The 22,112-nt window shown below is 61.1% G+C and carries 18 protein-coding genes; 14 read left to right on the top strand and 4 right to left on the bottom strand.

Annotation, left to right across the window (positions count from 1 at the left end):
- Positions 1 to 182 precede the first annotated feature (182 nt).
- The 7 genes from NYR50_RS22680 (at position 183) to NYR50_RS22650 (ending at position 6,672) form a co-directional block, all read left to right on the top strand.
- Complete coding sequence (locus NYR50_RS22680) at positions 183 to 1,790, top strand: ABC transporter substrate-binding protein (RefSeq protein WP_418138111.1); 1,608 nt, start codon at positions 183 to 185, stop codon at positions 1,788 to 1,790.
- A 9-nt stretch (positions 1,791 to 1,799) separates the two neighbouring features.
- Positions 1,800 to 2,789, top strand: coding sequence for an ABC transporter permease (locus NYR50_RS22675; protein WP_418138110.1), 990 nt, complete (start codon positions 1,800 to 1,802; stop codon positions 2,787 to 2,789).
- Positions 2,786 to 3,616: an ABC transporter permease gene (locus tag NYR50_RS22670; RefSeq protein ID WP_418138109.1), complete on the top strand. Its 831-nt coding sequence runs from the start codon at positions 2,786 to 2,788 to the stop codon at positions 3,614 to 3,616. The genes NYR50_RS22675 and NYR50_RS22670 overlap by 4 nt, the downstream gene beginning before the upstream one ends.
- Positions 3,613 to 4,419 carry an ATP-binding cassette domain-containing protein gene (locus tag NYR50_RS22665; RefSeq protein WP_418138108.1) on the top strand — a complete coding sequence of 269 codons (807 nt, stop codon included), beginning with the start codon at positions 3,613 to 3,615 and terminating at the stop codon, positions 4,417 to 4,419. Before NYR50_RS22670 ends, NYR50_RS22665 begins: the two co-directional genes overlap by 4 nt.
- Positions 4,412 to 5,197, top strand: coding sequence for an ABC transporter ATP-binding protein (locus NYR50_RS22660; RefSeq protein ID WP_418138107.1), 786 nt, complete (start codon positions 4,412 to 4,414; stop codon positions 5,195 to 5,197). Before NYR50_RS22665 ends, NYR50_RS22660 begins: the two co-directional genes overlap by 8 nt.
- 3 nt (positions 5,198 to 5,200) lie before the next feature.
- Positions 5,201 to 6,319 carry a pyridoxal-phosphate-dependent aminotransferase family protein gene (locus NYR50_RS22655; protein ID WP_418138106.1) on the top strand — a complete coding sequence of 373 codons (1,119 nt, stop codon included), beginning with the start codon at positions 5,201 to 5,203 and terminating at the stop codon, positions 6,317 to 6,319.
- A 164-nt stretch (positions 6,320 to 6,483) separates the two neighbouring features.
- On the top strand, positions 6,484 to 6,672 hold the full coding sequence (locus NYR50_RS22650; RefSeq protein WP_418138105.1) for a hypothetical protein: 189 nt from the start codon (positions 6,484 to 6,486) through the stop codon (positions 6,670 to 6,672).
- A 345-nt stretch (positions 6,673 to 7,017) separates the two neighbouring features.
- Here the strand turns inward: NYR50_RS22650 and NYR50_RS22645 are convergent, their stop codons facing one another.
- On the bottom strand, positions 7,018 to 8,829 hold the full coding sequence (locus NYR50_RS22645) for an IlvD/Edd family dehydratase (protein ID WP_418138104.1): 1,812 nt from the start codon (positions 8,827 to 8,829) through the stop codon (positions 7,018 to 7,020).
- A 524-nt stretch (positions 8,830 to 9,353) separates the two neighbouring features.
- On the opposite strand from NYR50_RS22645, the gene ytfQ reads away from it, so the two are divergent.
- The 6 genes from ytfQ to NYR50_RS22615 all read left to right on the top strand — a co-directional run bounded on the left by ytfQ (position 9,354) and on the right by NYR50_RS22615 (position 16,059).
- Complete coding sequence (gene ytfQ / locus NYR50_RS22640; protein WP_006314797.1) at positions 9,354 to 10,313, top strand: galactofuranose ABC transporter, galactofuranose-binding protein YtfQ; 960 nt, start codon at positions 9,354 to 9,356, stop codon at positions 10,311 to 10,313.
- A gap of 294 nt (positions 10,314 to 10,607) precedes the next feature.
- Positions 10,608 to 12,131, top strand: a complete 1,524-nt coding sequence (locus NYR50_RS22635; protein ID WP_418138103.1) for a sugar ABC transporter ATP-binding protein — start codon at positions 10,608 to 10,610, stop codon at positions 12,129 to 12,131.
- Entirely contained in the window at positions 12,131 to 13,174 is a 1,044-nt protein-coding gene (locus tag NYR50_RS22630) for an ABC transporter permease (RefSeq protein ID WP_418138289.1), read from the top strand. Before NYR50_RS22635 ends, NYR50_RS22630 begins: the two co-directional genes overlap by 1 nt.
- A complete protein-coding gene (gene yjfF / locus NYR50_RS22625) occupies positions 13,171 to 14,151 on the top strand; it encodes a galactofuranose ABC transporter, permease protein YjfF (protein ID WP_174009782.1) in 981 nt (326 codons plus the stop codon). The genes NYR50_RS22630 and yjfF overlap by 4 nt, the downstream gene beginning before the upstream one ends.
- A 17-nt stretch (positions 14,152 to 14,168) precedes the next feature.
- On the top strand, positions 14,169 to 14,903 hold the full coding sequence (locus NYR50_RS22620; RefSeq protein ID WP_418138102.1) for a FadR/GntR family transcriptional regulator: 735 nt from the start codon (positions 14,169 to 14,171) through the stop codon (positions 14,901 to 14,903).
- 217 nt (positions 14,904 to 15,120) lie between these two features.
- On the top strand, positions 15,121 to 16,059 hold the full coding sequence (locus NYR50_RS22615) for an AraC family transcriptional regulator (RefSeq protein ID WP_418138101.1): 939 nt from the start codon (positions 15,121 to 15,123) through the stop codon (positions 16,057 to 16,059).
- Positions 16,060 to 16,066: 7 nt separating this feature from the next.
- On the opposite strand, the gene NYR50_RS22610 is transcribed toward NYR50_RS22615, so the two are convergent.
- From NYR50_RS22610 to NYR50_RS22600, 3 genes are read right to left on the bottom strand one after another with little or no spacing between them, the layout of a single operon-like run.
- Positions 16,067 to 19,345: an error-prone DNA polymerase gene (locus tag NYR50_RS22610; RefSeq protein ID WP_418138100.1), complete on the bottom strand. Its 3,279-nt coding sequence runs from the start codon at positions 19,343 to 19,345 to the stop codon at positions 16,067 to 16,069.
- Positions 19,342 to 20,859 (bottom strand): Y-family DNA polymerase, encoded by a 1,518-nt coding sequence (locus NYR50_RS22605; RefSeq protein WP_418138099.1) that lies wholly within the window; start codon positions 20,857 to 20,859, stop codon positions 19,342 to 19,344. The genes NYR50_RS22610 and NYR50_RS22605 overlap by 4 nt, the downstream gene beginning before the upstream one ends.
- Positions 20,774 to 21,538, bottom strand: coding sequence for an ImuA family protein (locus NYR50_RS22600; RefSeq protein ID WP_418138098.1), 765 nt, complete (start codon positions 21,536 to 21,538; stop codon positions 20,774 to 20,776). Before NYR50_RS22600 ends, NYR50_RS22605 begins: the two co-directional genes overlap by 86 nt.
- Before the next feature lie 216 nt (positions 21,539 to 21,754).
- Here NYR50_RS22600 and NYR50_RS22595 point away from each other — a divergent pair, with 216 nt between their 5' ends.
- A complete protein-coding gene (locus NYR50_RS22595) occupies positions 21,755 to 22,111 on the top strand; it encodes a DUF1304 domain-containing protein (RefSeq protein WP_174009788.1) in 357 nt (118 codons plus the stop codon).
- Position 22,112 lies beyond the last annotated feature (1 nt).

Genomic DNA, 22,112 nt, shown 5'->3' with positions numbered 1-22,112 from the left:
GGCGGGAGAAAAGCGATTGCCGCTTTAAGGCATATTGTTTCAGCAAAGGCGCTCGCAACGTAAAATCATTGCTGTAAACCCCGCGAATTAACGTGGACACTGCCAAGGTTGCAGCCTTAAGATCGGCGCGCCGCGGGCCAAGCGGAAAAGCCCGTCTCGCCCTCATTTCCGGAGTGAAATTCATGTCGCCTGTCCAGCTTTCCCGCCGCTCGCTTCTCAAGACCTCGCTTGCTCTTGCCGCAACCACGGGGCTGGCGGGAATTGCCGTAGCGCAGGAGAAATCCGGGGGGCGATTGATCGTTGCGGCCGATTCCGAGCCGAAAAACCTCAATCCGGCCATCGTCGCCTCCAACGGCGTGTTTTATATCGCCAGCAAGATCGTCGAGCCGCTGGCGGAAGCCTCCTTTAATGGCAAGGACGGGCTGGAGCCGCGGCTTGCGACCGAATGGCAGGGATCGGATAATGGCTTGAGCGCCACCTTCAAGCTGCGCGAGGGCGTGACCTGGCATGACGGCAAGCCCTTCACCTCGGCGGACGTGGCGTTTTCGGCGCTCTCCGTGTGGAAACCGCTGCAGAACCTCGGGCGGCTGGTCTTCGCCAATCTCGAAAAGGTGGAAACGCCCGACGACCACACGGTCGTCTTCCATTTCTCCAAGCCCACGCCGTTCCAGCTGATCCGCAATGCCTTGCCGGTGGTCACCAGCGTCGTGCCGAAACATCTCTATGAAGGCACCGATATCGCCGCCAATCCAGCCAATACCAAACCGGTCGGCACCGGTCCCTTCGTGTTTGCCGAATATAAACCCGGCGAATATTACCGCCTGACCCGCAATCCCAATTACTGGGCCAAGAACCAGCCGCAGCTCGATGAGATCATCTATCGCGTCCTGCCCGACCGGGCGGGCGCTGCATCCGCGCTGGAAGCGGAAGAAATCCAGCTGGCTGCCTTCTCCGCCGTGCCGCTGGCCGATCTCGCCCGCATTGCCAAGCAGCCGGGCATCAAGGTGATCGCCGACGGCTACGAGGCGCTCACCTATCAGCTGGTGGTGGAAATCAACCACCGTCGCAAGGAACTGGCCGATCTGAAGGTCAGAAAAGCCATCGCCCACGCCATCGACAAGAAATTCGTCATCGACAAGGTGTTCCTGGGTTATGCCACGGCATCGACAGGTCCCGTGCCGAAAAACGCGCCGGAATTTTATACCGACGATGTCGAGACCTATGATTTCGACGTCGCCAAGGCCAATGCCCTGCTGGACGAGGCCGGTTATGTGCGTGGCCCGAACGGCACACGTTTTGCGCTGAAACTTCTGCCCGCCCCCTATTTCAACGAAACCAAGCAGTTCGGCGCCTATCTTCGTCAGGCGCTCCAGGAGATCGGCATCGATGCCGAGCTGGTCAACAACGACGCCGCCGCACATCAGAAGGCCGTTTATACCGACCACGCCTTCGATCTCGCCATCGCGCCTCCGGTGTTCCGTGGCGATCCGGCAATCTCCACCACCATTCTCGTGCGCTCCGGCATTCCCGCCGGCGTAGGCTTCTCCAATCAGGGCGGTTATGAGAACAACACGGTGGACGAGTTGATCGACAGGGCAGCGCAGACCGTGGATTCGGCGACCCGCACTGCGCTTTACAAGGATTTCCAGAAACAGGTGGCCGCCGATCTGCCGCTCATCAACGTCGCCGAATGGGGTTTCATCACGGTGGCGCGCGATACGGTCAAACATGTCGCCAGAAATCCGCGCTGGGCGGTTTCCAACTGGGCGGATACGGCGGTCGATAGCTGAGGCAGCGCCGTGAGACGCGCGGCGACATTGCTGCGGCGAAGGGCGATCAGTACCATTCCGGTGCTGCTGATCGTTCTCATCTTCACCTTCGTCCTGCTTGAAAATGCCTCCGGTGATGCGGTGGATGCCTATCTCGTTTCCATCGGCGGCGGCGATGCCGGGCTGCGGGATGCGCTGCGCGAACAATATGGCCTCAATGGTTCGATGCTCGCCCGTTTCTGGCTTTATGCCAGTTCGGTGCTGCGGCTCGATTTCGGCTGGTCGCTTGCCTTCGACCGGCCGGTGCTGGGGCTGATCCTCGAGCGACTGCCGAATACACTGCTCCTGATGGGCAGCGCCACGGCACTTGCCTTCATCCTCGGCACCACGCTCGGCATTATCGCCGGCGCGCGACCCGGCGGGCTGACGGACCGTGTCCTTTCAACGCTTTCGCTTGCCCTTTACGCCACGCCCGGCTTCTGGCTCGGCCTCGTGCTTGCCATCGTCTTTGCCGTGCAGCTTCGCTGGCTGCCAACCTCAGGCATCGAAACAATCGCCTCGGGCAAGCAGGGTTTTGCAAGGGCGCTGGATGTCGCCCGCCATCTCGTCCTGCCCGTCGCCAGCCTCGGCCTCATCTATCTGGCGCTGTTCCTGCGCGTTATGCGCACCGCCATGGCGGCGATCTGGCCGCTGGATTTCGTGCTGTTTGCAGAGGCCAAGGGGCTTTCCAGACGGCGCATCGTGCTGCGTCACGTTGCCCGCAACGCGGCGCTGCCGCTCGTCACCGTGCTTGGCCTGCAGGCCGCCACCATGCTGGGCGGCAGCGTAGTGATCGAAAGCGTTTTTGCCATTCCGGGCTTCGGACGGCTGGCGCAGGAGGCCGTCAGCGGTCGCGATACGCCGCTCCTGATGGGCATTATCCTCACCAGCGCCGTCTTCGTCATCCTCGTCAATCTCGCCGTCGATATTCTCTATGCCGTTCTCGATCCACGCATTGGCAGCGGGGAGAGCGCGGCATGAATTTCGCTCTCCAGCTCCTGCGCAGTTTCGAAGGTGTGACTGGCTTCATCATTCTCGCATTGCTTGTGGTGACCGCGCTTACCGCTCCTCTCGTGTTTCCCGGCGATCCGTTGGCCATCGTCGGAGAGCCGCTGATTGCGCCTTTCACAGATGCGGCCCTGCCGCTCGGCACTGACCGGCTCGGCCGCAATGTGCTGGCCGAGCTTGCCCATGGCGCGCAGGCCTCCCTGCTCGTCGGCATGGGTGCGGCGGCCGCCGCCCTTGTCATCGGCACCGTCATCGGCACGATTGCCGGTTTTGCCGGCGGCCTCGTGGATGAGGCGCTGATGCGCGTCACAGATGCCTTTCAGATCGTGCCGAATTTCCTGCTGGCGCTTGCCTTCGTCAGCACCATCGGCCCCTCCATGCCCATTGTCATTCTGGCCATTGCGCTCGGCGCGTGGGCGGACCCGGCGCGGTTGATGCGGGCGCAAGTGCTGAGCATCCGCGAGCGGGATTATGTGCAATCCGCCCGCGCCATCGGCATGCATCCGCTGGAAATCGCCTTCCGGCAAATATTGCCCAACGCCCTGCCGCCGGTTCTGGCGCTCGCCGCCATCATCGTCGCCGCCGCCATCCTCACCGAGGCGGCGCTCTCCTTCCTCGGGCTTGGCGATCCCAATATCGTCACCTGGGGCTCGATGATCGCCGAGGGACGCAACGTGCTTCGCTCAGCCGCGTTCCTGTCCGTCATCCCCGGCATCGGCCTGCTGGTCACCGTGCTCGGCGTCTATCTTTTCGGAGAAGGCATCAACAGGGCGATGGCAACGAGGAGGCTAACGCCATGAGCGGCAACGCGCTTTGCCGGATCGACGATCTCAGTGTCCGTTATGCAGCGGCCGACGCACCGGCGCTGCGCAGGGTTTCACTGACGATACGGCAGGGGCAGCGGCTGGCGATCATCGGCGAAAGCGGCTCGGGCAAATCCACGCTCGGCAAGGCAATCGCCGGGATTCTGCCCGCAAGAGCGCAGGTTTCGGGTGATATTTCCTGGAGCCGTGAGAGCGGCCTTTTCACCGGCAGGCCGATGCCGGGCCGCGATATCGGCACGATCTTTCAGGATACCGGCGCAACGCTGAACCCGGTTCTGACCATCGGCGAACAGGTGGCGGAAGGGGCCGTGCGGCATCTCGGTCTCTCCTGGCGACAGGGGCGCGATCTTGCCCGCGATCTTCTGGAAAGGGTGCGGCTGCCACATCCTTCACACCTGCTTTCCGCCTATCCGCACCAGCTGTCCGGCGGGCAGAGGCAGCGTGTAGCGATTGCCGCCGCCATTGCGGCGCATCCCGCGATCCTGATTGCCGACGAGGCAACAAGCGCTCTCGACACCGTCACGCAAGCAGCCATCGCCGCCCTGCTGGATGGCCTCGTGCGCGCGGAGGACAGAACGCTTGTTTTCATCACCCATGATATCGGCCTTGCCTCCAGCCTTGCCGATGACATCGCCGTTCTGAGCGCTGGAGAGCTTGTGGAACACGGCCCGGCCCGCCGGGTGCTTTCCGCACCCACACATCCTTACACCCGCACGCTGCTTGCCGATTATCTCGATCTTTCGACCCCGCCGCTGATCAGCGAGGCCGGCCATGAATGAAGCCCTTCTGAGCGTGGATGGTCTCTCCAAGACCTACCGGACCGGCGCAAGAACGGTGTCGGCGCTCTCCGATATCTCGTTTTCGCTCAAGCGCGGCGAGACGCTGGGGCTGGCCGGCCCCTCCGGTTGCGGAAAATCGACGCTGGCACGCATTCTCATGCGGCTTATTCCAGCCGACGAGGGCACTGTGCGTTTTGAAAACCGCGACTGGCTTGCGCTTGGCGGCAGCGAATTGCGCGCCGCCCGGCAGCAGATGCAGATGGTGTTTCAGGATACGCATGGCGCCTTCAACCCACGCGCCACCGTTGAAGACGCCATAAGCGAGCCCCTGCGCATTCACCGTATCGTTAAAAGACGCGACCGTGCGGCGGAAATATCCCGCCTTCTCGACCGCGTCGGCCTGCCCGCCGCCTATGCCGGCCGCTCCGTCTTCGAGCTTTCGGGCGGGCAGAGACAGCGCGTGGCGATTGCCCGCGCCATTGCGCTCAAGCCTTCGCTTCTCATTATGGACGAAGCGGTCTCGGCGCTCGACGTTTCGGTTCGCCGGCAGATTCTCGAACTGCTGGTGGAAATACAGCGGGAAATGGCGATTTCCTGTATTTTCGTATCCCACGATCTCGCGGTCATCCGCGCCGTCTGCCACCGTGTCGCCATCATGGAGACGGGGCGGATCGTCGAAATCGGCGAGACGAGCGCCATCATTTCCGCGCCGCAATCCTCGACCGCCAGAAGCCTGATCGATGCTGCGCCGCGGCTCATCACCACCCTGCAAGGATAAGACATGCCTGCCCTGGATTACGCATTGCTCCTCGACCCGCCCGCTTTCCCTGCCGAGCGTTACGCCATGCTGGCCGACCGGCTGGCGGCCCTGATGGGCACAAAAAACGACGTGCTGCTAATACAGACGGAAGCCGTGCTAGCGCTGGAGGCAGCGGCGACAAGCCTTGCGCGGCCGGGGTTGAGGGCGCTCAATATCGTCACCAGCCCCTATGGCGCATGGTTCGGCGGCTGGCTGGAACGCGGCGGCGCGGCGGTGCACAACCTGACGGCCAGCCCGGCAAAGCCGGTGACGCTCGCCGAGGTGGAACGGGCGCTGGATGACGGGCCGGGGTTCGATCTTCTTTCCATCGTGCATGCGGAATCGGCAAGCGGCATTCTCAACCCCCTGCCCGCCATTGCCGCGCTGGCGCAGACCAGAGGCGTCGTCACGCTGGTCGATGCCGTCGCCTCGATTGGCGGCCATGCCTTCGAAGCCGACAGACTGGGCATTGATATCGCCGTCATCGGGCCGCAGAAGGCGCTGGCCGGCCCGGCCGGCATATCGGCCATTTCGGTCAGCCCGAAAGCATGGAAGCTTCTTTCGCACGACAAAGCGCCCACTAATTCCATGCTCTCGCTTCTCGACCAGAAGCAGCTGTGGCTGGATGCCGGCCGCGGCGCGTTGCCCGGAACGCCGGCACCGCTGGAATTTTACGCGCTGGAGGCCGCACTCGACAGGATCGAGGCGGAGGGTCTGCCAGCCGCCAATGAGCGCCACGAGCGGGCAGCGGCCGCCACCCGTCATGGCATCAGGGCGCTCGGCATCGCAAACTGGGTGGAAGACGCGCAGGCCTCAGCCCTCGTTTCCACGGCGATCCTGCCGGATACTATCGAAACCGGAGCGTTTCTCGCCGCTGTATCCAGAGAGCATGGCGCGGATATTTCCGTCGGCGTCGGCCCCGGCGCGGAGCGGCTGATAAGGCTCAACCATACCGGCCGGCGCGCGCATCCGCAGGCAGTGACAGCCAATATCGCCGCTGTCGCGAACGCCCTGAAAAACCTCGGTCATTCAACAAACACCGATTCCGCGCTGGAAGCGGCCGAGAAGAGCTATTCCGAAGCCTCGGCGAAAGAGGTCTGACGGCAGGGATAAACATTCATTGCGTGAAATCCGGCCCCGGTGAAACGCCAATCACGACATTGTTGTTAAAATTGGTAGACAAATTCCATGGCCAATCTTGACGAAATCATGGCAACGCGCGAAACTTAACACACCGTTAACTCGCGTGAAGAAGGGAACTGGCCATGGTAGCAGGGTTCAATATGCTCTCCTTTGACCTCTTTGGCATCGGCCGAAGAATGCCCGTCGTCAATGAGCGGGTAGAGGCCGAGTTTCAGGACAAAACACCGCGAAGACCGGACAACGAACCGCATGACGACGACCGCGATCAGGAATATGAACTGTTCTTCTGGTCGCTTTATCCGGTGATTTAGGTTTGTGACTGCTGGCCGCGAACGTGTCGCCAAGAGCGCCAAAACCACCCTCGGTGTCATCCTCGACCCTGCGCCGAGGATCTAATCACGTCTAATAAAATCAATCGGTTGCAGGTCCTCGGGACAAGCCCGAGGATGACGGCTGAGGGCTTGGCAAGCCTCGGCATTCATTTGATGACGTCGTGCGCGGTTTAAGTACGCAGCGTTGCGAACGCCTCCGAACACCTGCTAAATCAATATAATCCAGCATATCCCGCCAGTTAGACCGGACCGCTGCGGGATAGGCAGGAATAACGATGGAGAGGAGCAAGTCCTCCCCATCATTGAAACGTCAACCACGCCGCCTTAGTGGTTGTCGCGCGGCAGGCCCTTTGTCTGGGCGATGCGCTGATACTTCACGGCCGGTTCCAGAACCGCGCCGGTTTCCATCTGGCTGACGATACCGCGCTGGATTTCCTGCCATGGCGTCTGGTGGTCAGGGAACTTGTAACCGCCCTCAGCCAACAGCGCCTCGTAACGCTTGGCCAGCTCTTCACCTGATATCAGGATATCGGCCTTGCCGCGGCCCACATCGATGCGGACGCGGTCACCCGTCTGCAGAATGGACAGACCGCCGCCGGCCGCCGCTTCAGGCGAGGCATTGAGGATGGACGGGCTGCCCGACGTGCCGGACTGGCGGCCATCACCAATGCAGGGCAGCGAACTGACGCCTTGCTTCAGAAGGTAATCCGGCGCGCGCATGTTCACCACTTCCGCCGCACCCGGGTAACCGATCGGACCGGCGCCGCGCATGAACAGGACGGTGTTGGCGTCGATGCCGAGCGACGGGTCGTCGATGCGGTGATGGTAGTCCTCCGGACCGTCGAACACCACGGCGCGGCCTTCGAAGGCTTCCGGATCATCAGGGTTGGAGAGGTAACGGCCGCGGAACTCTTCCGAGATCACGCTGGTCTTCATGATGGCCGAGGAGAACAGGTTGCCGCGCAGAACGCGGAAGCCGGCACGCTCCTTGAGCGGCTGCTCATAGGGGCGGATGACCTTCTCGTCTTCGATGATCGCGCCGCGGCAATTGTCGCCGATGGTCTTGCCGTTGACGGTCATGGCGTCTTCCATGATCAGCCCCTGGGTCATCAGCTGGTTGACGACAGCGGGAACGCCGCCGGCATGGTAATAGTCCTCGCCGAGATATTCGCCGGCTGGCTGCAGGTTGACGAGCAGCGGCACGTCTTCGCCATAGGTCTGCCAGTCATCCACCGTCAGTTCGACACCGACATGGCGGGCAAGGCCGTTCAGATGGATCGGCGCATTGGTGGAGCCGCCGATCGCCGAATTGACGCGGATGGCGTTGATGAAGGCATCCTTGGTCATGATGTCGGAAGGCTTGAGGTCTTCCCTGACCATGTCGACGATACGCAGGCCGGTGAGGTAGGAGACTTCCTGACGGTCGCGGTAAGGCGCCGGAATGGCAGCGGAGCCCGGAAGCTGCATGCCGAGCGCTTCGGCAAGCGAGTTCATGGTCGTTGCCGTGCCCATGGTGTTGCAATAACCGGTGGACGGGGCAGACGAAGCAACGAGCTTGACGAAGCCCTGGTAATCGATCTCGCCCTTTGCCAGCAGCTCGCGCGCCTTCCAGACGATGGTGCCGGAGCCGGTGCGCTCACCACGGAACCAGCCGTTCAGCATCGGGCCGACGGAAAGGGCGATGGCCGGAATGTTGACGGTGGCCGCCGCCATAAGACAGGCAGGCGTGGTCTTGTCACAGCCGATGGTCAGAACAACGCCGTCGAGCGGATAGCCATAAAGCACTTCCACGAGGCCGAGGTAAGCCAGGTTACGATCGAGGCCGGCTGTCGGGCGCTTGCCGGTTTCCTGGATCGGATGCACCGGGAATTCGATGGCGATGCCGCCGGCTTCACGAATGCCTTCACGCAGACGGTTGGCGAGTTCCAGATGATGACGGTTGCAGGGCGAAAGGTCGGAACCGGTCTGCGCAATACCGATGATCGGGCGGTCGGACTGAAGCTCGGCCTGGCTGAGACCGAAGTTCATGTAGCGCTCGAGATAAAGCGCGGTCATGTCCGCATTGGCAGGATTGTCGAACCAGGCGCGCGAGCGAAGCTTGCCCTGAGTTGCAGGAAGATTATCAGATGTCGTCATGATGCGGGTCTCCAGCCGGAAGTGGCCAACGGTAAAATATTACGAATTGCGACAAGCTTATGTTGTGCGCAAGAAAAATGGAATCAGCTTCTCGGAGATCACGCATAACCGACAGTGCAAGCCCAGACGAGTGGCATCGGGCTGCTCTTCGGCTTTAACCGAATATTTTTCGGTATTTACGGCCATCGCGGAACTGCGCAACGGAATCTCCCTCCCTTTTTTGCCGGTTCAATTGCTGGTCCTGCGACCCCAAATCCCGACAAAAATCATCTTCTTATTTGTATTACTATTAGACCTCACCACATCCTGTCAAGAGATATAGCGCTTGACAAAGCGGCGATGCCGGCTGTTCGAACCAGAAAACCTGAATATCTTATAATATTGATTCATATAGATTTATTTCAGAATTTCACAATGTAGGCGTCACTTTAAAATTGAAATATGCGAAAATGCCCCTTTTCAAGAGTATTACTATATGCTCATAGTGTGTCCGTCACGCTGACATCATCTCTGGGAGGAATAAGATGAGAAAAGCTCTCGCGACAGTCACTGTCGCCGTTTCGCTGTGCCTTGCATCCAGTGTTTCCGCAAAATCGCTCACCGTTGGTTTCTCGCAGATCGGTTCGGAATCCGGCTGGCGTGCGGCTGAAACCACTGTCACCAAGCAGCAGGCCGAAAAACGCGGCGTCACGCTGAAATTCGCCGACGCGCAGCAGAAGCAGGAAAACCAGATCAAGGCCGTTCGCGGCTTTATCGCGCAGGGCGTCGATGCGATCCTGATCGCACCTGTCGTTGCAACCGGCTGGGACGCCGTTCTGAAGGAAGCCAAGGAAGAAAAAATCCCCGTCATCTTGCTCGATCGCCAGATCGAAGCGCCTGACGATCTTTATCTGACCGCCGTTACCTCGGATCAGGTCCACGAAGGCAAGGTTGCCGGCGACTGGCTGGTCAAGGATGTCGGTTCGAAGGACTGCAAGGTCGTCGAACTTCAGGGCACGACCGGCTCTTCGCCTGCCATCAACCGCAAGAAGGGTTTCGAGGAAGCCATTGCTTCGCACAAGAACATCAAGATCGTGCGCTCGCAGACGGGTGACTTCACCCGTACCAAGGGCAAGGAAGTGATGGAAAGCTTCATCAAGGCTGAAGGCGGCGGCAAGGATATCTGTGCCGTTTACGCCCACAATGACGACATGGCCGTCGGCGCCATCCAGGCCATCAAGGAAGCCGGCCTGAAGCCCGGAACCGACATCAAGGTCGTCTCCATCGATGCCGTTCCTGATATCTTCAAGGCCATGGCTGCCGGTGAAGCCAATGCGACGGTGGAACTGACACCTGACATGGCGGGCCCGGCCTTCGACGCGCTCGAAGCCTATCTGAAAGACAAGAAGGCACCGGCGAAGTGGATTCAGACCGAATCCAAGCTCTACACGGCATCCGACGACCCGATGAAGGTCTACGAGGCGAAGAAGGGCCTGGGCTACTAAGCCATTTCTTCGGAGGAACGGCGCATGACCTGCGCCGTTTCTTTCTTGCGAAGAGAGGGAAACTTCTCCGATTTTGTCTGCGGAATGATCACGTATGGAGCGGGCGGACGCCGCTTGTTCTTCTCCCCGCCGGGGAGAAGTCCGCGGCAGCGGGATGAGGGGGCGACGATAGCGATAGGCCGGGAGCCAGCCCCCTCATCCGGCCCTTCGGGCCACCTTCTCCCCGGCGGGGAGAAGAAATACGCCGCTCGATACACGATTATTCCAAGACCCATTGCAATGCGGAACCTGCTCATGTCCGAAACGGCACCACTTCTGGAAGCACGCGCCATCGGCAAATCCTTTCTCGGGATCACGGCGCTCGATAGCGTCGATTTTTCGCTTGGACGCGGTGAAATCCATGCGCTTCTCGGCGAAAACGGCGCGGGCAAGTCGACCCTCATCAAAATCCTGACCGGCGTTTACCACCGCGACAGCGGCTCGATCTTTCTCGACGGAAGCGAGATATCGCCGACCAATGTCGGCGAGGCACAGGCGCTCGGCATCGGCACCGTTTATCAGGAAGTAAACCTTCTCGAAAATCTCACGGTTGCGGAAAATCTCTTTCTTGGTCGCCAGCCGCATCGCTTCGGCATGATCGACCGGGCCTCGATGCAGAAGCAATCCCAGGCGCTGCTAACACGATACGGGCTTTCCATCGACGTCAACGCCCTGCTGTCCAGCTATTCCGTCGCCATCCGCCAGATCATCGCCATTGCCCGTGCCGTCGATCTTTCCGGCAAGGTGCTGGTGCTGGACGAACCGACCGCCAGTCTCGACGCCCATGAGGTCGAGATGTTGTTCGGCGTGCTGAAAAACCTGCGCGCGCGCGGCATCGGCATCATTATCATCACCCATTTCCTCAATCAGGTCTATGATATCGCCGACCGCGTGACGGTTCTGCGCAATGGGCGCCTCGTCGGTACGCGCGATATCGGCAGCCTGCCTAGATCCGAACTCATCGCGATGATGCTGGGCCGCGAATTGCAGCACATCACCCACGAACATCAGGCGGTGGATGATACGGTCGTTGATGGCGAACCGCCGATCCGTTTCGAAGGTTACGGCAAACGCGGCAGCATCGCTCCGTTCGACCTTGGCATTCGCCCCGGCGAAATCGTCGGCGTCGCCGGTCTTCTCGGCTCCGGTCGCACCGAAACGGCTTTCCTGCTGTTCGGCGTGGACAAGCCCGATACCGGCAAGGCCACGATAGACGGAAAGACGGTGGCGATTTCCTCGCCCGAAGCCGCGATCACCGCCGGCTTCGGCTTCTGTCCGGAAGAGCGCAAGACGGACGGCATCATCGGCGATTTTTCGGTGACCGACAATATTGCGCTGGCGCTTCAGGCCCGTCAGGACTGGGTTCGGCCATTGTCTCGTCGGCAGAAAGCGGAGCTTGCCGAAAGCTTCATCAAATCGCTCGATATCCGTCCCGCCGATCCCAACCGGCCGATAAAATTCCTGTCCGGCGGCAACCAACAGAAAGCCATTCTGGCACGCTGGCTCGCCACCCATCCCCGGCTTCTGATCCTCGATGAACCAACCCGCGGCATCGATATCGGCGCCCATGCAGAAATTCTCAAAATGATCGAAAAACTCTGCACCGAGGGCATGTCGCTTGTGGTCATCTCGTCCGAACTCGAAGAGCTGACCGCCGTTGCCCATCGCGTCGTCGTGCTGTCCGACCGCCGCCACGTCAGCGAATTAAAGGGAGGTGACGTCACCGCCGACAACATCATGCGGGCGATCGCCGACGCGGCGAAAACGGAGGCGGCATGATGGTGGCCGTGACACGACGCCTCAAGAGGCTTGCACCCCAGCTCGCCGCCCTCTTCATCATTCTGGCAGCGATTACAATCATTTCGCCTGGCTTTCTGAATGTTTCCTTACAGAACGGACGGCTCTATGGCAGTCTGATCGATATTCTCGTGCGCGCTGCCCCCGTGGCGCTTTTGACGATCGGCATGACGCTGGTGATCGCCACCAAGGGCATCGATCTGTCGATCGGCGCGGTCATCGCCATTTGCGGCGCAGTTGCCGCCACGCTCATCAGCAACGGCCATTCCATCCCCACCGTCCTTGCCGTCTCGCTTGCGGTCGGCATTGCCTGCGGCCTGTGGAACGGCGTGCTTGTCGCCCTTCTGGATATCCAGCCGATCATCGCCACGCTGATCCTGATGGTGGCGGGACGCGGCATCGCCCAGCTCATCACGGAAGGTGTCATCCTCACCTTCAACGATGACGGCTTTGCTGCCATCGGCTCCGGCTCTTTTGCCGGCGTTCCCCTGCCCGTCATCATCTGGGTGGCGGCGGCTCTCGTCATCGGCGTTCTCGTGCGCAAGAGCGCGCTCGGTTTCCTGATCGAGGCGACCGGCATCAATCGCCGCGCGGCGGCCCTTGCCGGGGTTCGGGCACGCTTCCTGCTGTTTTTCGTCTATGCCGTCTCCGGTCTCTGCGCGGCCATCGCCGGCATGATCGTGACTGCGGATATTCGCGGCGCGGATGCCAATAATGCCGGGCTGTGGCTGGAACTTGACGCCATCCTGGCGGTGGTGATCGGCGGCACATCGCTGAATGGCGGCCGCTTCTCCATCACCGCATCGCTGATCGGCGCGCTCATCATCCAGACCATCAACACCGGCATTCTGGTTTCCGGTTTCCCGCCGGAATTCAACCTCATCATCAAGGCCGGCATCATAATGGTCGTCCTGACGCTGCAGTCGCCGGCGATCATGGCGGTTCTCGGCTTCGTCAGAACGCCCAAGTCGCTCGCGAAACCGGGCGCTGCCAACGGCATGACCAAGGAAGGAACCGCGCGATGATCCACAGCCGCAACCTGCCCTTCCTCACCACGCTGACGATCTTCGTGATCGCCTATCTGCTGTGCGTGCTGCAATATCCGGCTATCCTGTCGACACGGGTGATCGGCAATCTTCTGACCGACAATGCCTTTCTCGGCATTGCCGCCGTCGGCATGACCTTCGTCATCCTGTCGGGCGGCATCGATCTGTCCATCGGCTCGGTCATCGCCTTCACCAGCGTTTTCGTGGCCGTGATGGTCGGCACCTATAATATTCACCCGCTTCTGGCCTTCGCCATCGTGCTCGTGGTCTCCACGCTGTTCGGTTGCCTGATGGGAGCGATGATCCGCTTCCTGTCGATCCCTCCTTTCGTGGTGACGCTGGCGGGCATGTTTCTGGCGCGCGGCGCTGCCTATCTGATCTCCACGCAATCGGTGCCGATTTCGCACCCCTTCATCGACGAGATCCAGGGCTTCTATTTCCGCTTTCCGGGCGGTGGCAGGCTGACGGCGCTCGCTATGCTGATGCTCATCGTTTTTGCCGCCGGTATGCTGATTGCCAGCCGCACCCGCTTCGGCGCCAATGTCTATGCGCTGGGCGGCAACCCGCAATCGGCCGAACTGATGGGCGTGCCGATCGGGCGCACGACAATCGGCATCTATGCGCTTTCCGGTTTCCTCTCCGGCCTCGCCGGCATCGTCTATACGCTTTACACCTCGTCGGGTTATTCGCTGGCGACGGTTGGCGTAGAGTTGGATGCCATCGCGGCCGTCGTCATCGGTGGCACGCTTCTCACAGGTGGCACGGGACTGGTGGCGGGAACGTTTGTCGGTCTGCTGATCCAGGGGCTGATCCAGACCTACATCGTTTTTGACGGAACGCTGTCATCCTGGTGGACGAAAATCGTCATTGGCGTGCTGCTTTTCGTCTTCATCGTGTTGCAGCGCGCAATCATCTGGTATTCAAACAGGAGACTGGCCGGACCACATCCGGCATAACGCAAACGGAGGCTTTCTTGGGGCTGCTCGAAACGACGATAAGCGGGCGAAAACGCCGGAACAGCCACGCCCATGTGGTCTCCGAACTCGGCAGCGCCATCGTCTCGGGCAGGATTGCGGAAGGCTCGCTGCTGCCCAATGATGCCGAACTCTCCATGCGCTTCGGCGTTTCGCGCACAGTGTTGCGCGAAACCATGAAGACACTGGCGGCCAAACGGCTGGTGGAACCCAAGGCCAAGGTCGGCACCCGCGTTCTTGATCGCTCAAGCTGGAATTTCTTCGATCCCGACGTGCTGGGCTGGCGCTGCGAGGCCGGCATAGACCAGGAATTCGTCAAGCATCTGGCGGAAATCCGTCTGGCGCTGGAACCGGCGGCGGCAGCAGCAGCGGCCCTGCAGGCCTCCAATGACGACATCGTGTCCCTCTATGTCATCGCCGCCAAATTCGACAATCCGAAACATACGCCGGAAACCATCGCCAAGGTCGATCTCGAATTCCACCTGGCCGTGGCGCATATGTCCGGCAATCCCTTCATGCGTTCGGCAAGCGGGCTGATTGAAGCGGCCCTTGCCATTTCCTTCCAGCTTTCCTCACCCGCCGCCTCGCCCGGCACCATCGCCGAGATCGCCTCCAACCATCTGCGCATCGTGCATGCGATTGCCGCGCGTGATGCGGACGCGGCTGTGAAAGCCATGCGTCATGTGATCGAGGTGGGCAAGGACCGGACGCAGAACGCGATCAAGACGGCTTGAAGGCGCGGCCATCCGGCACCGGCGTTGCGCCTTGCCGCCGGGAAGGCGGCTGACCGCCAGAAACTCCGCTGCCACCAGCCCGGAGACGCGATTCCTAAGCGAAACCACTGCGGCCCACTTCGCATCCGGTTCTGTACGCTTGCGCGTGACATCCAGGCGTTTTCATGCCATAAAACCAAAATTCCTTAACCCATCGTCCGAATTTGCGAGAGCTGCCATGAATGATGCCCTGACAGAAATGCTGCGTGGCCTGAGGCTCGACGGCGTGGAATATGGCCGCTGCCGCCTGGCGACACCCTGGGCGACGGCTTTTCCCGAACAGGACGCCGCGCGATTTCATTTCATCGGCGTCGGTCAGGCGAAACTGCGGAAACCTTCCGGCGAATGGCTGACGCTGACATGCGGCGATGCCGTTCTTCTGCCCCGAGGCCACGCCCATGTGCTGGGCAGTGGTGAGAGTGTGACGCCGTCTCCCTTTGATCACTTCGGCAAAAAGGAAGTCTGTCAGGGCGTTTTCGACTTGCAATGCGCGAGCGCCGGCGGTGATACCGTGGCCTTTACCGCTTCGATGCGTTTTAACATGGATAATCTGCATCCACTCCTGCAACTGATGCCGGATGTGATGTTGACCAGCGATCTGGCCAAAAGCGATCCAGCCATTCCGCATTTGCTGGAAGCCATGACGCGCGAAGTGGAGCTCAATCGCGTCGGCGCCGGCGGCATTCTGGCAAGGCTTGCCGATGTGCTGACCGCAACCCTGATCCGCACATGGGTGGAACATGGCTGCGGCGATTCCAGCGGCTGGCTCGCCGCCGTGCGCAATCCCGAACTCGGCCGGGTACTGGCCGCCATCCACCTCAACCCCGAGAAGGACTGGAGCGTGGAAGAACTCGCATCGTTGATGGGTGCATCCCGTTCCAGTTTCGCGGAACGCTTCACCCGCGTGGTGGGCGAAAGCCCGGCGCGTTATGTGGTGCGCGTACGCATGCATCAGGCGCGGCTATGGCTGCGCGAAGGCATGCGCGTGACGGTGGCGGCAGAAAAGCTCGGTTATGATTCCGAAGCCTCCTTCAGCCGCGCCTTCAAACGTGTGCTCGGCGCGCCGCCGAGCCAGTTCCGCAGGAAAGATGCGGCCGGGCTGGAGGAAGCGGCTTAAAAGCTTGTCAGTGAAAATTGCGGGAAATGACCTTTATTCGCTCGACCTCATCGTCATCATGGTCGGCAGGCGGCGGTCTTTTCCTGATAGCGCGATGATCTTCCGGCGGCATGCCGTGGTGAAACTCGTCACCACGCCCATGCGGCAGGGGAAAGGGGTGGTTGCGTTCACCCACACTCGCCAGCGCCTGCGACAGATCGGTCAGCCGGTGGGCGACCAGATGCACCACCTCGCCTTCCCGTTGGATCTTGCCGTAAATGCCGACCATGCCAGCCGAAAGCACCACGCGCCGGTATTTTTCGAAGGTTTTCACCCACAGTACCGCATTGGCAATGCCAGTCTCATCCTCTAACGTCATGAAGATCACGCCCTTGGCCGAACCGGGGCGCTGGCGCACCAGCACCAGACCGGCCGTTTCCAGCCATGTGCCATCCCGAACGCGCACCGCCTCCGCACAGGTGACGATGCGGCGGCGGGAAAGATCGCGCCGCAGAAAAGTCATGGGGTGTTCGCGCAGTGTCAGCCCCACATGGCCGTAATCCTGCACCACCTCTCCGCCGTCAGTCATGGGCCGAAGCGCAACGGAGGGCTCCCGAAGCTCCTCGATAACGGCATTTTCCCTGATGGCAGCGGCGGCAAAAAGCGGCAGCGGCTCATCCCGCAAGGCCTTGATGGCCCAGAGCGCTTCGCGTCTGGCAAGATGAAGCGAGGGCAGGAAGGCATCGGCTTCAGCGAGGCAAACGAGAGCAGCAGCCGGAACCCCCGCCCTTCGCCACAGATCGTCGACGGAAGCAAACGCCCGATCCTGCCGGGCGGCGACAATATCGGCGGCGTGATCGTTGGAGAGCCCCTTCACCATACGCAGGCCAAGCCGCACGGCAAACCGCTCCTCACCCTTGTCGTTCTGCTTGCCCGTGGGCTCCAGCGTGCAATCAAAGCGACTGTTATTAACGCAGACAGGGCGCACTTCCACGCCATGGTCGCGCGCATCACGCACGATCTGCGCCGGGGCGTAAAACCCCATCGGTTGCGAATTGAGAATGGCCGTACAGAAAATATCGGGATGATGGCATTTCAGCCATGAGGAGGCATAGGCAATCAGCGCGAAAGAGGCCGCATGGCTTTCAGGGAAACCATAACTGCCGAACCCTTCCAGCTGCTTGAAGATGCGTTCGGCGAATTCTTTGTCATAACCGCGCTCTACCATGCCCGTAACCAGTTTTTCCCTGAATTTGGAAATGGTGCCGACATTCTTGAAAGTCGCCATAGCCCGGCGCAGCTGGTCAGCCTCATCTGCAGTGAAACCGGCGCAATCCATGGCGATCCGCATCGCCTGCTCCTGAAACAGCGGAACACCCATCGTCTTTCCCAAGACGCTTTCAAGTTCCTTTTTCGGAAAAAGGACCGGCTCCTTTCCCTGCCGGCGGCGTAGATAGGGATGCACCATATCCCCCTGAATGGGGCCGGGGCGAACGATGGCGACCTGAATGACGAGGTCGTAAAACTCCTTCGGCCTCAGGCGCGGCAGCATCGACATCTGCGCCCGGCTTTCAATCTGGAACGTGCCGAGCGTATCGGCCTTCTGGATCATGGCATAGGTAGGCCCGTCATCCGGCGGCATGGCGGCGAGATCGTATTTCTCTCCCGTGCGTGCCTCCAGCATATCAAAGCCGCGCTTCATGCAGGAGAGCATGCCAAGCGCCAGGCAATCCATCTTCATGAACTTCACGACATCGATATCGTCCTTGTCCCATTCGATGATCTGGCGATCATCCATGGCGGCGGGTTCGATCGGCACCAGTTCGTCCAGCCGGTCATGGGTCAGAACAAAGCCGCCCGGATGCTGACTGTGGTGACGTGGCGTGCCCACAAGCTGGTTGGCTAGTTCGAAGGCGAGCTTCAGGCGGCGATCCTCCATGTTGAGGTTCAGTTCCTTCACCTGCTTTTCGCCCACCCCCTCGCTCCAGCGCCAGACCTGCGAAGACAGAAGCTTGGTCAGGTCTTCCGGCAGGCCCAGAACCTTGCCGACATCGCGCAGCGCCCCACGTCCGCGATAACGGGTGACGACAGAGCAGAGTGCGGCCTTGTCACGGCCGTAGGTGTCATAGACCCATTGAATGACCTCTTCACGCCGCTGGTGTTCGAAATCCACGTCAATATCCGGCGGTTCTCCCCGGTTCTCGGAAACGAACCGTTCGAAGACGAGATTGCTGAAAAGGGCAGGATCGATGGCGGTGATGCCAAGTACAAAACAGATAACCGAATTGGCCGCCGAACCACGCCCCTGACATAGAATATCTTTTGAGCGCGCATAACGAACAATGGCATTCACGGTCAAGAAATAGGGCGCATATTGCAATCTGCCGACAACATCCAGCTCATGATGCAGCGCCTTCTCCACCTTCTCCGGCAAACCATCCGGATAACGCCCTGGCACCGCTTCCCAGACCATCTTCTCCAGCGCCTGCTGCGCCGTCAGCCCCGGCAGGCTGCGCTCCTCGGGATATTGATAGACCAGTTCCTTCAGCGAAAATTTGCAGCGTTTCGCAATTTCGAGGCTGCGGGAGAGCGCCTCAGGGTAACGGGCAAACAGCCGGTGCATCTCTTCCGGTGGTTTCATATAGCGGTCGGCGTGGCGTTCGCGGCGGAAACCGGCCTCATCGATGGTGCAATTGTGCCGGATGCAGGTGACGACATCCTGTAGCATGCGCCGTTCGGGCACATGAAACAGCACGTCATTGGTAACAACAGTCGGTACACCTGCGGCTTGCGCCATCTCTGACAGCTCGAAAAGTCGCATCTGGTCGTTGGGTCGTCTTCGAAGACTGAGCGCCATATAGGCCCGGTCGGCAAAAGCTGCCTTCAACCGACGCAGGCGAAGGGCGCAGAGATCGTCGGCAAGATCGGCGAGCAGCACGACGATGAGGCCTTCGCCATAGGCAACGAGATCGTCCCAGGTGAGCCGGCATTTGCCCTTGCCGCCCCTTTTCTTGCCCACGGACAGCAGCCGGCAAAGCCGCCCGTAAGCCGCACGATCCATGGGATAAACAAGCACGGAAAGATCGTCATCCAGATCGAGGCGGCAGCCGATGATGAGGCGGATGCCATGATTATTGGCGGCCTCAAAAGCGCGGGGAATAGCCGCAAGGCTGTTGCGGTCGGCAATGCCCAGCGCCTCTATGCCGAGGTTTTTTGCCTGTTCGAAAAGCTCATCGCAGGAGCTTGCGCCACGCAGGAAAGAAAAATGCGTGGTCACCTGAAGTTCGGCATAACGGGGCGCGCTCATGCGAAGACCCCATGGATGAACCAGCCCTGCGAGCCTGTTTCGACATGCTCGCCATCGCCGGAGCGGAAAATCCAGAAACGTTCGCCGCTTTCATTTTCCACCGTGAAATAATCGCGCACGGCGGCCTTTTCCCGATCGCGTTTCCACCATTCGCCAAACACCCGTTCCGGCCCGTCGGCGCGGCGCACATTGTGGCGCACGCCCTTCCAGAGGAAATAACGCGGCGGGTGGTCCGGCAGCAGCGCCAGCGTCTCGATGGGTTCCGGCCTTGCAAAAAGCCGGACCGGGCGCGGCCAGTGGCCGGGCCAGCCGAGCGTATCCTCAGGCGCAAGCGCCGCAACGCGGGCAAGAGAACGTTCCGGCACGTCGCTTGCCACCGCCGCATAACGATAGACCCTGTGGCCGCGATTGAGGATGACATCGACCGTATCGGCGATTTCCGCACGCCCCTCCTCCAGCAGTGAAGAACGGGCCTGCGCGGCGACAAGCGGTTCGGCATGGGTGGCGGTCAGCACCATCATCTCGATGCCGAAGCCGGGATCGATGGTGTCGATACGGTCGGTCAGAAGCCGGACAAGCTGTTTAACATCGCGCACCGGTCTGGACGTACCGGCCCGTATGGCCTGCAGGCCGCTATCCACCCGGTGCAGCACCAGATCGACCCGGCGAGCGCCAAGACCGCGCTTTTCCAGCGCGACGCAAAGCGCCGTTACCAGCTTTTGGCTATAACGGGCAATCGTCTCCGCCGCCGCGATCGGTTCGGGAAAGACGCGCCGCACCTCCACCAGTTCGGCCACCCGCACCGGTTCGATGGGTTCGCCGATCTCCCCGAAAGCCTGGGAAAGACGACGGACGAGCTCGGGACCGAAACGCAGGGTGAGCGGCGCGCGCGGGGCTTCGGCAAGTTCACCGATGCTGCGGAAACCGAGCACCTTCAGCCCGGAAACGATACGCTCCTCCAGCCTCAACGCGGAAAGCGGCAGGCCGCTGATCGCCGCCCGCTGCCCGCCCGGCGGTATGATGCTGATCGCCTCACGGCTAAAACGCGCCAGCGCATGGGCCGCACCCCAGCTATCGGCAATCGCAGCACGGGCGGCAAAACCGGCGGCATGCAGGCGGTTGACCATGCCGCTCAGCATCAGCGCCTCATTGCCGTGCAGATGGTCCGCACCCGCCGTATCCAGCACCAGCCCGTCCGGCGGGTCGGCGGCGACGATCGGGGCATAGATGCGCAGGAAATGAAAGGCCAGCTGCTGCAGGGCGCGGGCATCGGCCGCCGCGTCCAGATTTTCGACGAGAAGACCGGGCACCAGCGCCTGCGCCTTGCTGACCGGCGTGCCGGGCCGGATGCCCGCTGCCCTGGCCGCCCTGTCTAGCCCCAGCACCAGCCGGCGGCTGCCCTGGCGGCCGATCATGACCAGCGGTGTTTCAACCGGCGGCGCGTTCTCTCCCGAAAGACGCCGGAAGCGATCCGTCGGCCATGTCGGCAGGTAGAGCGAGACGACCCTTTGCATCACAGGCTTCCACTTCAAATTCGGCGCTTTCGCCGCCGCGACATCGCAAGAGTTCCAGAAACCAGCGCGGCCTGCCCACCCCCGGCACCGGCAGGGGCGAAGAGGGCCGCACGGAGATGCGCCAGCGGGTGACGGCCGCCGTCGGTTCGCCGAACAGCGCCGCATCGGCCGGACGCCGGAAACGGCGAATGGCGATGCCGGTCACACCGGAGCTTTCCGCTGCCAGCTGCAGCCGCCGCGAGGCGGTCATCGGCAGCTTTGACAATTCACCCATCACCGCGCCGAAACCGTTGCAGCGCAGTCCCTCCTCAAAACAGTCGAGCACGCCTTTTTCATCGCGGCATTCGACGATGATGAGCCGGTTCTGCGACAGGCCGGCCTGCGTCAGGCCCGGCATGAACAGGTCCCGCCGGGTGACACACCATAAAACCTTGCCGGAAATCCGTGCCGCCACACCGGCTGCAAACAGCGCTGCCGCCGCGCCATCGGCAGCGCCATTGCCGCCGCCGCTCAGCTCATGCAGGCAACCGAGCTTCAGCCCGCCTCCCGGCAGGTGATGGTCGATGGCATCCACGCCGAAAGGCAAGGTCTCGTGCAGCCGCTCAGGGCCGTTACCGATCCTTTCCAGCCTTTCACGCAGCTCTTCGACAACGAGCAACTGGTCCGCGCGTTTTTGCATGGCATGACGGTTTTCAATTCCGGATTTTCAATCTTGATGTTCTTGTTTTGTTCCTATTTCAGCAAAGAGTCAAGCAACAGGCTGCCGCTCATCAACAGTTTGCACGGGAAGAGAGGATTCTGGCCTTGCAGCGCTTCGTCCCGCCGTTAAAACGGAAATGTCTGCTCGCCCTGTGAAAACCGCGGGTGCCGGACATCATGGTTTGGAGGAACCCCGATGATCGCCAGCATTCTGATTGCCGTGGTTGCGGCCATCCATATTTATATCGTCATTCTGGAAATGTTGCTGTGGGAAAAGCCGGCCGGCCGCAAGGCCTTCGGTCTCTCGGCGGATTTCGCCCGCCAGACGAAGGTGCTCGCCGCCAATCAGGGGCTTTATAACGGATTTCTGGCAGCCGGGCTGATCTATGGGCTGGTGCAGGGCGTTGAAGGGCTGAGCTTCAAGGTCTTCTTCCTCATCTGCGTTCTGGTGGCCGGTATTTTCGGCGCCGTTACCGCCAACACCATGAAGATCCTGTTCATTCAGGCCCTGCCCGCCCTTTTGGCGCTTGGCGCGCTCTGGATTGGAGTATGAA

Source organism: Agrobacterium sp. El2ro-1b, from assembly GCF_048298475.1.
In the GTDB taxonomy this organism is placed as follows: Bacteria; Pseudomonadota; Alphaproteobacteria; order Rhizobiales; family Rhizobiaceae; genus Agrobacterium; species Agrobacterium fabrum.
This window is presented reverse-complemented; position numbering and strand designations above follow the sequence as displayed.